This window comes from Acidihalobacter prosperus, from assembly GCF_000754095.2.
Lineage (GTDB): Bacteria > Pseudomonadota > Gammaproteobacteria > DSM-5130 > Acidihalobacteraceae > Acidihalobacter > Acidihalobacter prosperus.
Window position 1 is genome coordinate 156854 of the sequence record NZ_JQSG02000003.1, and the last position, 14747, is coordinate 171600.

Below are 14747 nucleotides of genomic sequence, written 5' to 3' on the forward strand. Positions count from 1 at the left end.
GCGCGGTTCCACTCGGAAACGATGCACAGCCCGCGCCAGCGTCGGAAAAGCGGGCGGCTGCAACGCTCCGGTAGCCGCCAGACCATATCTGGCGCGGCTGTGCCGCTTATCCTGCGCTTGCCGCCGCAACGCCTGTGCTCAGCCTTACTGATTCACCCTGAGACCCGGCTGACGCAAAACGAGTCTGCACGGCCTCAGCTGGCCAGCTTGAGAATCAGCTTGGCAAGCACCTTCGCCTGCGCCGGGCTGGCCATGCCGGGCGGCATCGGCGGATAGCCGGGCCACAGGCCGCTGCTGCCATTCGCGATCGCCTTGCTGACGTCGGCGGCCGCATGAGCCTTGCCGTGATAGCGCAACGCCACGTCGGCCCAAGCCGGGCCGACGACCCGATGATTGACGGCATGACAACCCATGCAGGCAAGGCCTTTGGCGTTCACATAGGCGAGCAACTTGGCGGCATCCGCCTGATTCACCTTAGGCGTGGCCAACGCCGGCGCGCAAAGGCCGGCGAGCAGCATGGCGACGCCGGCGGCCTGAAGGGATCTGACAATTTTTTTCATATCGCGGCACTCCCGTTTTCGATGCCACCGACAGTGGTCGGGGCAAGATGTAATCTACCGCCGGCGACCGCGCCGTCGCTTGATCGGGATCACGAAACGAGCGGAAGACTTCAGCGCGCAACCCGAAGTAAATTAGCGTAGACTTATATACTTGCCTTTTACCGCTGCAACCCCCGAAACTACGCTACAACTCATAACAACCAGCCAATGGGCCCATGCCTTCGCTGCCGACGTCCGCGCCCGGGCAGCCGAGAACCCCTCAAGCCATGCACGACCTGCACACCGCCTACAACATGCCGCTGGTCGGCCTCTCCTTCGTGGTTGCCACGATGGCCTCCTTCACGGCGCTGGAACTGGCCCGCCGCGTTTCCGAGCACGGCGCGGGCCGCCGTGCCGATCTCTGGCTCATCACCGGCGCGATCATCATGGGGCTGGGCATCTGGTCGATGCACTTCATCGGCATGCTCGCCTTCGAGACCGGCATGCGCATCCACTACGCGACCGGCCTCACCGTGCTGTCGATGGCGGTCGCCATCGCGGCCTCCGGTTTCGCCCTGCATATCGCCACGCGCAGCCAGCTCGGCGCCCGACGGCTCGTCATCAGCGGGCTGCTGATGGGCGGCGGCATCGCCTCGATGCACTACATCGGCATGGCGGCGATGATCATGCCCGCCCGCCCGCACTACGACCCGTTCATTCTCGGGCTGTCGATCGTCATCGCCGTGGTCGCCGCCACGGCGGCGCTATGGATGACCTACCACCTCTCGCGCAAGCATGCGCAGATGCTGCCGCCGATGCGCCTGCGCCTCGCGGCGTCGCTGGCCATGGGCATCGCCATCTGCGGCATGCACTACACCGGAATGGCAGCGGTCGAGTACACCCCCCTCGCCACCAATACCCTCATCCCCGGCGGCAACGACCTCAACCGCTTCTGGCTCGCGGTCGCCCTGGGCAGCATCATGGTGATCCTGCTCGCCGCCACCCTGCTGATCGTGCTCGTCGAGACGCGGCTGGCCGACCACGAGCGCGCCGAACGGGCGCTCAAAAACCGCTTCGAAAACACCTCGCGCGCGCTGCACCACGAGCAGATCCGCGGTCAGGTGACACTGGATGCCATCGCCGACGGCGTGATCACCACCGATCTCGACGGACGCGTGATCCACCTCAACCCCATGGCCGAGCAAATGAGCGGCTGGTCCGCGGAAACGGCACTGAGCCGCCCCGTGGCGGAGATACTGTCGATCCTGCACGAAACCACCCGTCGTCCCGTCACCCTGCCGATGGATGCGGTCTTCGACGAACACCGCACCTCGCGTCTGCCCTCGGTCAACCTGATCAACGCCGCCGACCAGAGCGAGATCGCCGTCGACCTGATGGCCTCGCCCATCCGCGACGACGACGACAGCCTGATCGGCGCGGTGGTCGTGTTCCGCGACATCAGCCAGCGCCAGGAGCTGACCCGCAAGCTCAACTACCAGGCACGCCACGACGCCCTCACCGGCCTCTACAACCGCACGGAGTTCGACGAGCGCCTGCGCGAGGCCATCCGTTCTTGCCAGGAGGAGGAGCGCGAACACGCGCTGGTGTACTTCGACCTCGACCACTTCAAACTGGTCAACGACACCGGCGGCCACATCGCCGGCGACGAGCTGCTCAAGCAGCTCAGCCTGCTGCTGCGCAGCTGCTTCCGCGAAGCCGACGCCATCGCCCGCCTCGGCGGCGACGAATTCGGCGTGATCATGCGCGACTGCCCACCGGTGATGGCCCGCCGGCTGGCCGAAAAGCTGCGCGAAACGGTCGAACACTTCCGCTTCACCTGGAAGGACCGTACCTACAGCATCGGCATCAGCGCCGGTCTGGTCAGCATCAACGCCTTCGGCAGCGACGTCACCCGCCTGCTCAGCGCCGTGGATGCCGCCTGCTATCTGGCCAAGGACAATGGCCGCAACCGCATCGAAATCTACGACGAAAAGGCCGAGCTGCTGGCCTCGCGCGGCCAGGAAATGGAGTGGGCGCACCGCATCCGCGAGGCCCTGGACAACGATCATTTCGTGCTCTACTGCCAGCACATCAGCGCCCTGAATCCCGGTTCGCAGCCGGCTCACTGCGAGGTACTGCTGCGCTACCGCGACGAACACGGCCAGATTTCCCCGCCGATGAGCTTCATCCCCACCGCCGAACGCTACTTCCTGATGCCGGCCATCGATCGCTGGGTGATCCGCAACGTCCTCGACCTCCTGAGCCGCCAACGCGAGCAGGACGACACACCGCACACCTACTCGATCAACCTCTCCGGCCAAAGCCTGGGCGACGCCGGACTGATCGACTACATCACCGAACGCCTAGGCGAAACCGGCGTCGACCCCGGCTGCCTGTGCTTCGAAATCACCGAAACCGCGGCCATCACCAACCTCGGCCATGCGCGCGAATTCATCCGCAAACTCAAGGCCTTGGGCGTACGCTTCTCGCTGGACGATTTCGGCAGCGGCATGTCCTCCTTTGCCTACCTCAAGGATCTGCCGGTCGACTACATCAAGATCGACGGCTGCTTCATCCGCGATCTGCTCGACGACAGCCTCGATCACGCCATCGTCACCTCGATCTGCGACATCGGCCGCGTGCTCGGCATCAAGACCGTGGCCGAATACGTGGAAACCGAATCCGTGATCGAGCGTCTGCGCGAGATCGGCATCGACTACGCCCAGGGTTTCTGGATCGGCAAGCCGCAGCCGATACCGGAAAACAGCCAGGCAGCCGCGGCGAAGACCGCCGCCCTCGCGCCAGCCGCCGCGCAACCGACCTGAACCGCCCGCCGCCTTAGCGCCCCGGACGGCGGTAGGTGCCCATCAGCGTCGCCTCGGCGAGCACATGACCGCGCATCGCAGCGAGCAGGGCCGCACGGTCGGGCGGGGATGCGAAATCGGGGCGCGTGTCGAGCGCGTACAGCCTAAAGAAATAGCGGTGCCGCCCGATCGGCGGGCACGGACCGCCATACCCCGTTCGGTTCCAGCTGCTCAAACCGCCCCGTGCGCCGCGCGGTGGCGCCTTCGCGCCCTCGGCCAGACGGCCCGCCGTCGGCGGCAGATCGTAGAGCACCCAATGCACCCACGTCATGCGCGGCGCCTTCGGATCGGGCGCGTCCGGATCGGTCACGATCAGGGCGAGGCTGCGCGTGCCGGCCGGCGGCGCGGCCCAGCTCAATGGCGGTGCCAGCCCCGCGCCGTCGCAGGTGAAGCGCACTGGTATCGACCCACCCTCCACGAAAGCCCCCGAAGCGAGCCTAAAGAATGGCGAAGCGGCCCAAGCCACCCCGCAGGCCAAGACAAATCCGAGGACCACCGCATACAAACGCCACTTCGTGCTGCTCCGTTTCATCATCCACCTCCCTGGCAGCGCCCTAGGCCCTGTTCACACGATGGGGTCGCGTGCCGTGGCCGGAGCCACTTTCCGTGGCTCGCCAGGCGCGGCGCGCGCGGCGTGGCCGCCCACACGCGCGAGCGGCAACACCGCGAAACGCGAAACGGGACCCGGCCCTGCGGGTTGCGCCCGGAAAACCGCCACCCGGCGTTGCGCGTCGCTGATTTGGCATCGCCAAACTACGCTCCTCGGTCCACGGCAACCTCGCAGAATTCCGCGAAAACCTCCACCAGATAATCCATGACCGCGCGAACGGGCGCAGAACGCCTTAGGTCGCTGTGAACCACCAACCACAAATCAGGCATATGCGCTTCGCCGTCAAAGGGCAGACGCACCAGTTGTTCATCTGCGTCCCCTAGAAAACAGGGCAGGTTGGCGACGCCGGCACCCGCTCGCGCAGCGGCCTGCTGCCCGGCGGTTGTGCTTACCCGGCAGGCCACCTCACGCGTACCGGCGGCTTGAATCAACCATTGCTGATTGGACACCGACTCGAACTGGGCGTCATAAAAAATGAATTCCCAGGCCTCGGGCCGATCCAGGTGTGGATAATCCCGGCTGCTGTAAAGCGCGAAAGGAATCTGGCCCAGTTTGCGCGCCACATTGTTCTGTTCGCCCGGCGCATCCATGCGTACCGCGATATCGGCCTCGCGCCGAGTGAGCGACACGAACAAGTTCTGCGCCGACAACGAAAGCTGGATACCCGGATAACGCCGACGGAAATCCCCCAAGCGAACGGCGAGAATGGCTTCCACCGTCATCGGCGTCGCGCTCACGGTCACCTCGCCCTTGAGCTGCGCCTGTTCGCCGCGGGCAATACGATCGATTGCGAAGGCCTGACTCTCGATTTCCGAGGCGAGCGCGTACACGCGCTCGCCCGTCGCGGTCAGGCGGCACTCACGCGGCAACCGCTCGACCAGCCTCGCCTCCAGCCGACGCTCCAGCGCGGCCAATCGGCGACTTACGGTCGCGTGATCCACTTTCAGGGTCCGCGCTGCACCGGAAAGGCTGCCGGCCTGCGCCACGGCCAGAAAATGACGGAGATCTTCCCAGTTGGTCATCTGTGCATATATGCACTAATGCATTGCTGTATTGAGGAATTTACGCAGATTACGCTGCCCCGTAGGATTTTTCCAGCGACTCCCCCTCTCTCTACAAAGGTGCAGCGACGATGAAAACCGCCCTCGTGATCGACATTGGCCATGGATTCGGCATCCATATGGCGTCCGCACTCCTGCGCAGGGGCTGGCACGTACGCAGCTTGATGCCCCGCTCGGCCATTGGATCGGCATGGATGAGCGGCATCGAATACCTCACGGGAGATCCCCGGCAAGCCCAGCACCTGGCACGAGCCGCCGATGGCGTCGAGGCCATCGTATCGGGTAGCCCGTATCTCGGGCCGCATGAACTCTGGCCTCTCGCGATGGCCGCCGCAGACTCGGGCGCCACACTGGTCCTGCATGACAATCTGTACGCGCGCCCGAAAATGTCCTCCAGCCGCGGCCTTGATCCGACAGCAACGCTCGATCACCTCATACCCGACGTACAAAACCCGCTGCGTTCGGCCATCGAGCACGGCTCCCGGGTCATCTTGATGCGCTCTGGCGACCTCATTGGGGCACACGCCCCGAATGGTCTGCTTTCGCAGTTGCTCGTCGATATGCCCGCCGGGTATCGGCTCTATCATCCCGGCGGATCCGATCGTGTACACACATGGGCCAATCTGCCCGACGTCGCAAACGCGACCGGCCGGCTACTCGACCACGATAGCGCCTTGCCCACCTACGCAGCATTCGACTTTCCGGGATATCGACTCAGCTTCGCTGATTTGGCTGACACCGTACGCCGTGCCAGTGGTCGGCCGGTAAAACTTCTCCCCTTCGGCGTGAATACGACGCATCCGTTTGCGGGCTTTGCCCTGCATCTTCGCGCGTTGCGCCGTGCGTATCCCGGTGACGCGGCGACCCTGCCGCCGCTAGACGGCGAGCAGCTACGCGTAACCCTCGGCGGCTCGTTACCGTTCACGCAGCTGCCTGCGGCCCTGATCGCGGCCGGCCTGGTCGACAGCGTCGACCAGCGAGAACTGCATTGGTCCTACGTGGAGTCGCCATGACATCGGCGCACGTATTGATCCCATGCTTCGCGGACACGCGGCGAGTGTCCGAGCCGGCACGCCGATATGGAAATGGCGCGCAATGCGTTCTCCCACAGACCGGCAACCGCACGCGTTTCCTGTTAGGCTCCGCCAGCGAAAGACGGCGCGACGAGATTGAACATCACGCGACCCGCCCGAGCGAACCACCCTCACTCAAGAGCTGCCCCATGACCCGCGATACGAACACGGCCCACCCACGGCCGGAACCCGCCGATGCGGTCGCCCAGACGCGCTGCTGGATCGAGCGCGTGGTACTCGCCCACAACCTGTGTCCCTTCGCGCGCAGCCCCTTCGAGGCCGACCGTATTCGCTACATGGTGTCGGACGCGCGCGGCGCCGAGGATCTGCTCGGCGATCTGCGCGAAGCCGTATTGCATCTGCACAACAGCCCTGCGGCTGACACCGAAACCACCCTGCTGATCCACCCCGGCGCGTTGCTCGACTTCCTCGACTACAACGATTTTCTCGATCTTGCCGACGCCCTCATCGAGGATCTCGGACTGAGTGACGAATACCAGATCGCCAGTTTCCATCCGGACTACCAGTTCGCCGGCACACGGCCACAGGATGCGGAAAACTATACCAACCGCTCCCCCCATCCCATGCTGCATCTGCTGCGCCAGAGCAGTCTGAGCGCGGTACTCGATCGCTACCCGGACCCCGAGGCCATCCCCGAACGCAACATCGAAATCCTCAGGGCGCTCGGCGGCGAACGGCTACGCTCGACGCTCGCGGGCTGCCGGCTGCCCGCCGACAAGGAAGCCGACGGCTGACGCTGCCGGCTGCCCGCGCGGGATACGCGGCCTGACCGCGCATCCCGCGCCCCCTGCTCAGGCGAAATGCGCGTCGAAGGCGATGTTGAACGAACGGCCGGGGCCGGGCACAGTGATCCCAGCCGGCACGCCGTTGAGCATCATGGTCATGCCCTGGCCGACATAGACGCCATTCTGCGGGTTGTAGTACAGGCGGTTGAACAGGTTGTCGATGCCAGCCCGTACCGTCACGTTGCCCTGCGTGTAGGTCGCGTGCAGGTTCACGATGGCATAGGCGCCCGTCTTCGGCTCGCTCTGGATTTCCGAAACGTTCGTCTTAGCGCCGACGAACTGCACGGCCACGCCGTTGTCCCAGTGCACCGTGTGCTGCGTGAGCGCGACATCGCCCTGCCAGGGCGCGATGCCGAACAGCCCCTGATGGGTGCTCGTGTTGCGGGCATGGATGTAGCTGAGTTTCCCGTTCAGGAAAAATGCGCCGGCGGCCTTCGTCTGCGCCACGCGGACCTTGCCCTTCAGGTCCGCCCCGGCCATGCGCGCCTGCTGGTTGGTATATTGCAGGATATTGAACTGGCCGGATTTGCAGGTGGTGCCGGGCTCGCACTGCTCGCCGATATAATCGTGAATCTGGGTCAGGTAGGCGTCCGCGTTGACGATCCACGGGTGTCCCTGCGTATGGGCCCACTCGCCGCTGATGTCGGCGGTGTAGGCGACCTCTGGCTTCAGGCTCAAATTGCCCACGTACCCGTTGCCGTCGCCGACCAGATTGTTCATCACCGCCACCATCGGCATCGACGACCAGGTATAGCGCTGATACAGATTGGGCGACCGCTCCTGGCGCATCACGCCGAAGGTGTATTTCTGCGTAGCGCTGGGCTTGAATTTCGCGACCGCGCTCCAGTCCCAGTTATGGTCGGTTTTCGCGTGCGACTGGGCGTTGAACGCCGCCGCCTGCATGTTGTACATCATGTTGTAGCCGTGTACGTCGCCGGCATTCTGCTCGACCGTATCGCCGCGCACGCCCACCAGCGTGCTCCAGCGCGGCGCCCATTGACGCCGCCACTCGACGTACGCGTCGTAGCGGTTACTGCGGCCGTTGTTGATGTTGTCGAAGGTGTTCGGCGCCATCATGCCGGTACCGGACGGCGGCCAGTAGTCGTTGAGCCGGAACGAGTGGAACAGCAGCCCGGTGCGCAACTGATCGTCTTGATCCAGGTGGATCGTGCCGTCGAGCTTGACGCCGTCGACGTGGCCGTGGGACTTCATCGGCATCCCCGGCGTGGTGCCGTACTGATACTGCTTGTCGCTGCCGAAATCCATCGTATGGCGCACCTCCTGATGGTAGACATGCAGCTTGATATTGCCCCAGTCGAAGCGATCCCGATAATTCAGGTGGATCAGGACGCTCTTGTTCTCGACCATGTCCATGCGCTGGTTCGGGTAGTACTCGTAGGGAATGTCTTGCCAGTTCACTCCCAGGCTGGTGAGCTGGGTGCCATGCCGGTAGGCGAACTCCAGCATCTGGTTGTTCGTGCTGTAGGCGGAAGAACCCACCACGTCGGCGCCGATCGAACCGCGGCCCATGGCGGCAGGGCCGGCGGCATGGAAATCGCCGCCGGCCTTGTAATCCGACGCATGCGACACATCGCCGCTGTACTTCATGCTGAATGCGTCGTTGGCGAGCGTCGCGGCCAGATGCGCCCCCGTCGCCGCGCCGTTGGTGTGGTAGTACGCGCCGATATCCCCGCGAGTCAGCGTCTTGCCCGGCATCGCGAACTTGGGCGGCGCGGGATGCACGATAATCGATGCGCCGATGCTGTTGCCGTCGGCGCTGACCGGCACGATGCCCGTATACGCCGTCACCCCGCCGACCTGGCTCGGGAAGAGGTACGACAGAATCGGATTCATGTGATTGGGGCAGGCGGAATTGAGCTGCATCCCGCTGAAGGACAGATGCAACTGATCGTCCATCAGGCCATGCACGACCGGAAAACCGGACACGCCGCCCGTCTTGAACACACTGCCGCCGAGTATGCTGTTGAGCATGTCGGTCGTATTGCTCGTCTTGAGTCCGTAGCCTTTGATCACTGCGGGGGACAGCACCTGCGCGCCCATCTGGGCTTCCCATGAAGTGGCCGTATTGATGGTCACCACGGGAATATGTATCGCCGAGGTCGCGGCAAAGGCGGCATACGGAAAGCCGGTGGCGGCCGACGCGATCGATACCGCCAGCAATTTCTTGGCGAAGGGTGCAAGACCCGGGTTACGGCATATCGCTCCTGCAAGCGTGGGCAGCTTGTTTTTCATCGTTATCCTCTCGAATGAAGGCGGACTTGCGACCGAATCCGTGTCGCGGGATTGATCCGCAATCGATGCCCGTTCACCGTCGGACGGCGGCGACACGGGTCGTCGATTGCGATAGCTAATCCATGAAATGCGATCGAGCGCGCACACCCTATGCGATCGCCATTCGAGGTCCAATAGCCCAGAGGATTTCTGCGACGATATGTCGCGATTTTCGGGTGTATTTATGGCTGTCTGCGACGATATGCCGCAGAAAACAACACAATCAATGAAAGCGAATATCCCACGTCATCGACCAAAAATATTTTGCGGACGCGAGAAAGCCTGCGCGCCCGAATATCGGCGCTAATTCGTATTAATCAGGGAAAACCGGCCAGATGAACATCTGGCACATGGTGCCTACGCACCGGCCCCATGTGCCGAAGGCCCGATGCCCTTATTGCCCATTCACTCCCGGCGTGGACATCGGCGCGATCGTGGCGAAACGCAGATGCAGCTCGCGCCCCGGCGCGGGGAAGGGCGAGGCCTCGCGGATCGCGGTCCTTTCGACATGCCAGAGTGCCATCGATGAGCTGTTGATATCGCGGATCCGGGTCACCTGCCCGTCGGCCGCGACCGTCACCTCCACGCGCGACACGCCGATCGGCAATGCAACCGGCCTCCCGCCATGACGCGCCATCGCATGCCGCTCCTGCCGCACCCGGACCGCACGCACCTGCCGCGCGACAAGACGGGATATCTCGTTGGCATAGATAATCCGAGGCGGACGCATCGCCGACATCATCGGCGGCGCCGCCGATGGACGGTCCGCGACGGTCTTTGCCAGGCAGGCATGAATCTGCTGACGCAGCTGCATGGCCAGAGCGGGCGGCAGCGCGGCGACATTCCGGTCACCGAACCCCCGACCCTCCAGCCCCGCGAGCAGCACCGCACGCCACTCGCCCGGCGTGGCCGCCACCGTGTCCGTCATGCAACCGCAGTAGTCGTTCCGGAATCCGGCCATGCCGGCGGCTGTTTCCGCGCAGCTGCCTCGCATCTCATGCAGGAAGGTCCGGTCTGGGAAATCGTGTTTCACGCGCGCCTCGGCGAATGTCGCGCGACAGGCGTATGGGCTGATCGGACAGGGCATTGCGGCTGTCGCGCCGACCGCCGAGAAACTGCCGAGCAGCAACAACCATGCCCCGAGGGCACGAGGGACCACCCTATCGCTTCGCTTCATGACAAGACCTCCCCGGAAAACCTTGCAAACACGAATAAAGTGGTTTTTATCGATTATTCCGATCTGCGCACGTCCGCCAGGTTCCATCATTTAAACCAATCGCGCGGCGGCATTCCCGCGCTTTATTCCCCGGCGCGCACGCCCTGCACGAACAGACCGGAGAGGACCAAAGCGCCGCCGGCGACGGTCCACGCCGTCGGCTGCTGTCCGAGAAAAGCCCAGCCGAAACCGGCCGCGAACAGCGGGGTCGTCAAGCGGATCAGGGTGTTGATGAACGCGGGCAGGCGACTGGAAGCCACGGCGACCGCCAGCGTGGGCAACGCCGTCGACACGAGGCCTAGGCCGATCACCGCGATCACGGGCTGCGGGGCCAGCGGCAGCACCTGTCCGACGGGTCCATGCAGCGAGACCGCGACCATCAAGGCTGCGCCCAGCGGTGCGAAGGCGGCGCGGCCGACCTCGGCACCGGCCGGGGCGCGTTGCCGCAGCGCCAGCCGGCGGTGCAGCGTCGCATAGGCCGCCGTCAGCGCGGCGGCCAGCAGCGCCACGGACAATCCCGACCACGCGGCTCCCCCGCCCGCACCGCGCAGCCCGGGCCAGACCATCACGGCAAGCCCTGACAGCGTCAGCGCTACCGCCGCGATCTCGCGCCGCGCCGGCCAACGGCCGCCCAGCGCCTGATACAACAGCACGAACAGCGGCGCGCAGCCGATGCACAGGGCCACCTCGCCCACCGGCGCGCGCTGGAAGGCGAACACCGCCGCCAGGTAATACGCCACCAGCAGCGTGCCCAGCCCCCAGGCCTGCGGCCCGTATCCGCGACGCACGCGAGGAAACAGCAGCCAGAACAGCGCCGCCGCCAGCAGCAATCGCCAGGCGACCAGCGCGAGCGGCGAAAGCGCGGGGGCCAGATTCACCCACACCCCGGTCGCCGCCCAGGACATGGACGTCACCACCGCACCCACCACGCCGCGCCGGTCGATGTCGCTGTCCAAGGGATCGCGTGTCCGCGCAGTCATCTCCGGCCTGGGTCCGCATCGGGGGAACAGCGGCGATGATATCGGTTGGGAGAGCCCGCGTCTGCAAAGCGCGCCGGCGTCGGATACATGGGTGCACCCCGCCGGAAAGGCGCGTGACGACCGCCGCTCTACCAGTCCACGCACACGTCGGGGCCGCCGAACTGCGGCGCGATGGCGCGATAATGCGGCAACCCGTCGCGCACGGGTTGCAAGGCAAACCGGCACTGCATGTGATACCGCGGCCGAAACGCCCCGACCGGCAGGAGATACCCGTTCACGCCCCGCAGTCCGAGCGCGGTGACTTCGATGAACAGGCGCGTGCCGCAGTCCTGACAGAAAAAACGCGGATTGCGTTCCAGGGCCCAGGACGCCGGCTCGCCCTTGAGTATCCTCACCTCATCGGCGCGATAGACCGACTCGGGCACGTAAGCCGCGCCATGTGCGGCCTGGCAGTCATCGCAATGACAGAAAAACTGGGCCATCGGCTCGGCCGCAATCTCAAGCTCCACGCCTCCGCAACCGCATCGAACGCGCATCGTCGACCACCCTCATCCATGGCAAATCCCGGAGGCACTCATCTTATCCGATCCGAAAACGAAACATCGACAGCGCGCCAGGCTATCCTGCCCATCGATAATTGGCGCTTATTAATTATCTTGGCTACGCGCATGCTCGCCTCCACGCGCGCCGCCCGATAATAAATTATTATGAATTACCAAATGTTAATGCCGAAAAATAATTAGTTCATTTTCCCGTTACCAATCGTTCATGACGCCAGGTCCAACATGCCCGGCATCCGCCCAACCGGCGGATGCAAACCGAAGTCAGCCATTAAATCCTGTACGGCAAGCCTTCATGCAACACCACCAAAAATATTAGGAGAGCTTCGTGAAATCGTTGAAACGAAATGCAGTCGCGGCCGCGATTGCATCTGCTTTGATTTGCCCGCTGTCCGCACATGCGGACGGCATTATGAACCTCGGCACGGTCAACGCCAACGTCAAAAAAATTCGCAAGGAGCGTCCCTCGGACAGCTCGGTCATGAGCGAGAAAAAAAAGCTGGCCTCCACGCAAACGGTCAAGACCGTATCCAGAAACAGCATTTCCCTGTTCGGCCCCGACGCGGGCGGCATGCAGGCGCTCAGCATCCTGCCCAACGTCGAGATCAGCAGTTATAACGCCAGCAGCGTTTCATCCCGCTCCACCATCTCGATGCGCGGCTTGAAAGTCGGCTGGAACAGCGTCCCCGGCGACCTGGAAACCGATGCCATCACCACCGAACTCGACGGCATCCCGCTGAATAGCCTCAACCGCAACACCGGCTGGCATTCCCCGGAAGTACCCATTGGCGACCTGATGGCGGGCACCAATGTCATACAGGGCCCGGGCAATCCCGATACCCACTGGTACGACAGCCTGGGCGGGACCATCAACTTCATTCCGGTTCAGCCGACCGCGCACGCCAATACCCAGATCAGCCTGTCGGGCGGCAGCTTCAACACCAACGTGATTTCCGCCGTGCACAACACGGGCGAGATCGACGGCTGGTCGACCGTGATCGGTCTCGCCCATGCCGGCAGTGACTCGATCCGCAAGACCTCGGACACCTGGCCGTCCAACACCTATCAGCTCTACGTAAAGACCAAAAAATCCTTTGCCGGCGGATCGTTCAGCGCGGGCGCCTACGCGATCAACAACGACGAACTTCGGCCCAACATGATCCCGCTCGTGCCCAACAGCGAGATTCACGTCGACGGCTTGAACGGGACAGGTCCGTTGTACAGCCAGCAGACGACCGGGTTCTATTCGGCGCTGCCGAAATCGGTCTGGTGGAAGCACAACTACGTCAAGGATTACATGGCGTGGTCGCATCTGCATTTGGATCTGTCGCCGAACCTCAAGCTCTCCAACAGCATCTGGTTCAGGAACGGCAATATTTATCACCATCGCGTGAACTCGGGTTACGATGCCGGCTCGACGACGAATGTCGAAAACTTCCACGAACATTCCTACAATCTCGGCGACAAGATCGTTTTCGATCAGGCCATCGGCGACGCCAACCTGGTCAGCTTCGGCGGCTGGCTGATCATGGCCAAGTCCCTCAGCAATTACCTGGGCTATGCGCCAACGCTGGGTTATCACAATTACAATCCCGCCGCGGTTTATTTCAACACCACCTACAGCACCTATTCCTCCGCATTCATTCAGGACGCCATCAAGCTCACGCCCTCGCTCAAGATCGTGCCGGGCATCAGCGTGAACGGCTTCCAGACGGACTGGGTGAACAACAGCTACACCGAAACGCTGCACCTCTATCCGGCCGGCGTGCCCACCGACCCCAACTTCAGCTACGACACCAACCCGAACGCTTCCAGCAATTTTCTCAAGACCGAACCCTCCATCGGCATCAACTGGAAGCTTTCGAAGGGCATGGCGGTATTCGCCAATTACGGCATTGCCTACCAGAACCCCACGGCGGGAAATTACGACAATTACCCGATCGACATCAGCACCCTGCAGCCCGTCAGGGCGGCGACGTACGACCTGGGCTGGCGTTTCGCGGGCGAGCACGTCCTCGGCCTCGAGCGGATGACGGCGTCGCTCGAATATTTCCACACCAAGATGGATCATCAGACCATCCCGCGTAACATCGCCGGCAGCCCGGTCACCACCTTCGGCTACGGCGCCGCGACCCTGCAGGGCGTGGATGCGCAATTTTCCGGCGACCTCGATACGCACTGGTCCGGTTTTGCCAATTTCGGCTGGCTCAAGAGCAACTGGGATTCGTTCTTCTCGACCACCAACAATACCTATTACAACGGCTACCCGGTCTCGAATTCGCCCTCGACCACGTTCAACGCCGGCGCCAGCTACAAGTGGTATCTCTCGACGTCGGCGATCACCACCACGCTGTGGGATCAGTACACGGGCCACAGTTATTTGTGGGACAACAACAACGGCGCGCCGACGAATCAGCAAACCCCGGCCTATAACCTCGTGAATCTATCGATTTCCGATGACACCCGGGTCTTCAATCACCTGATTCCGGGGCTCAAGTACGCGACCGTATCCCTCCGCGTCCTCAACCTGCTGGACAAGAAATACAATTCCACGGAATACATCTCCAGCGGCGGCTACTTCGGCACCACCTCCACCGGCTACATCATCGCCAACCCCGGCGCGCCGAGAAGCGTCTATCTGACGGTCACCGCAAGCTTCTAGTTCTTTGCCACACCCTGGCGCCGAGCATCGACCGATGCTCGGCGCCCCTTTCAGGGCCTCCGCCCACAACGCCATCCGCGTTGG

General features: G+C 63.5%; 11 protein-coding genes. 4 read left to right on the top strand and 7 right to left on the bottom strand.

The window, feature by feature from the left end; genetic code table 11:
- Window positions 1-194: 194 nt before the first annotated feature.
- Entirely contained in the window at window positions 195-560 is a 366-nt protein-coding gene (locus THPRO_RS07515; RefSeq protein ID WP_052064251.1) for a c-type cytochrome, read from the bottom strand.
- Between the two features lie 266 nt (window positions 561-826).
- Between THPRO_RS07515 and THPRO_RS07520 the strand changes: the two genes are divergently transcribed.
- Complete coding sequence (locus THPRO_RS07520) at window positions 827-3364, top strand: bifunctional diguanylate cyclase/phosphodiesterase (RefSeq protein WP_065089446.1); 2538 nt, start codon at window positions 827-829, stop codon at window positions 3362-3364.
- 13 nt (window positions 3365-3377) lie between these two features.
- On the opposite strand, the gene THPRO_RS07525 is transcribed toward THPRO_RS07520, so the two are convergent.
- The gene (locus THPRO_RS07525) at window positions 3378-3800 is read right to left on the bottom strand and encodes a YbhB/YbcL family Raf kinase inhibitor-like protein (protein WP_236717274.1); all 423 of its coding nucleotides are present in this window, start codon (window positions 3798-3800) and stop codon (window positions 3378-3380) included.
- A gap of 356 nt (window positions 3801-4156) precedes the next feature.
- A complete protein-coding gene (locus tag THPRO_RS07530) occupies window positions 4157-5035 on the bottom strand; it encodes a LysR family transcriptional regulator (RefSeq protein WP_065089447.1) in 879 nt (292 codons plus the stop codon).
- A 110-nt stretch (window positions 5036-5145) separates the two neighbouring features.
- On the opposite strand from THPRO_RS07530, the gene THPRO_RS07535 reads away from it, so the two are divergent.
- Together THPRO_RS07535 and THPRO_RS07540 are read left to right on the top strand one after the other, a co-directional pair.
- Window positions 5146-6087 (top strand): Rossmann-fold NAD(P)-binding domain-containing protein, encoded by a 942-nt coding sequence (locus THPRO_RS07535; protein ID WP_038089102.1) that lies wholly within the window; start codon window positions 5146-5148, stop codon window positions 6085-6087.
- A gap of 209 nt (window positions 6088-6296) precedes the next feature.
- On the top strand, window positions 6297-6902 hold the full coding sequence (locus tag THPRO_RS07540; protein ID WP_052064255.1) for a DUF1415 domain-containing protein: 606 nt from the start codon (window positions 6297-6299) through the stop codon (window positions 6900-6902).
- 57 nt (window positions 6903-6959) lie between these two features.
- Here THPRO_RS07540 and THPRO_RS07545 read toward each other — a convergent pair whose 3' ends face one another.
- The 4 genes from THPRO_RS07545 to THPRO_RS07560 all read right to left on the bottom strand — a co-directional run bounded on the left by THPRO_RS07545 (window position 6960) and on the right by THPRO_RS07560 (window position 11977).
- Window positions 6960-9206, bottom strand: coding sequence for a TonB-dependent receptor (locus THPRO_RS07545; RefSeq protein WP_065089448.1), 2247 nt, complete (start codon window positions 9204-9206; stop codon window positions 6960-6962).
- A gap of 433 nt (window positions 9207-9639) precedes the next feature.
- Window positions 9640-10377 (bottom strand): TonB C-terminal domain-containing protein, encoded by a 738-nt coding sequence (locus THPRO_RS07550; RefSeq protein WP_145930738.1) that lies wholly within the window; start codon window positions 10375-10377, stop codon window positions 9640-9642.
- A 167-nt stretch (window positions 10378-10544) separates the two neighbouring features.
- Entirely contained in the window at window positions 10545-11417 is an 873-nt protein-coding gene (locus tag THPRO_RS07555; RefSeq protein ID WP_161489950.1) for a DMT family transporter, read from the bottom strand.
- A gap of 152 nt (window positions 11418-11569) precedes the next feature.
- A complete protein-coding gene (locus THPRO_RS07560) occupies window positions 11570-11977 on the bottom strand; it encodes a GFA family protein (protein ID WP_038089110.1) in 408 nt (135 codons plus the stop codon).
- Between the two features lie 436 nt (window positions 11978-12413).
- On the opposite strand from THPRO_RS07560, the gene THPRO_RS07565 reads away from it, so the two are divergent.
- Entirely contained in the window at window positions 12414-14663 is a 2250-nt protein-coding gene (locus tag THPRO_RS07565) for a TonB-dependent receptor (RefSeq protein WP_065089449.1), read from the top strand.
- Window positions 14664-14747: the final 84 nt, after the last annotated feature.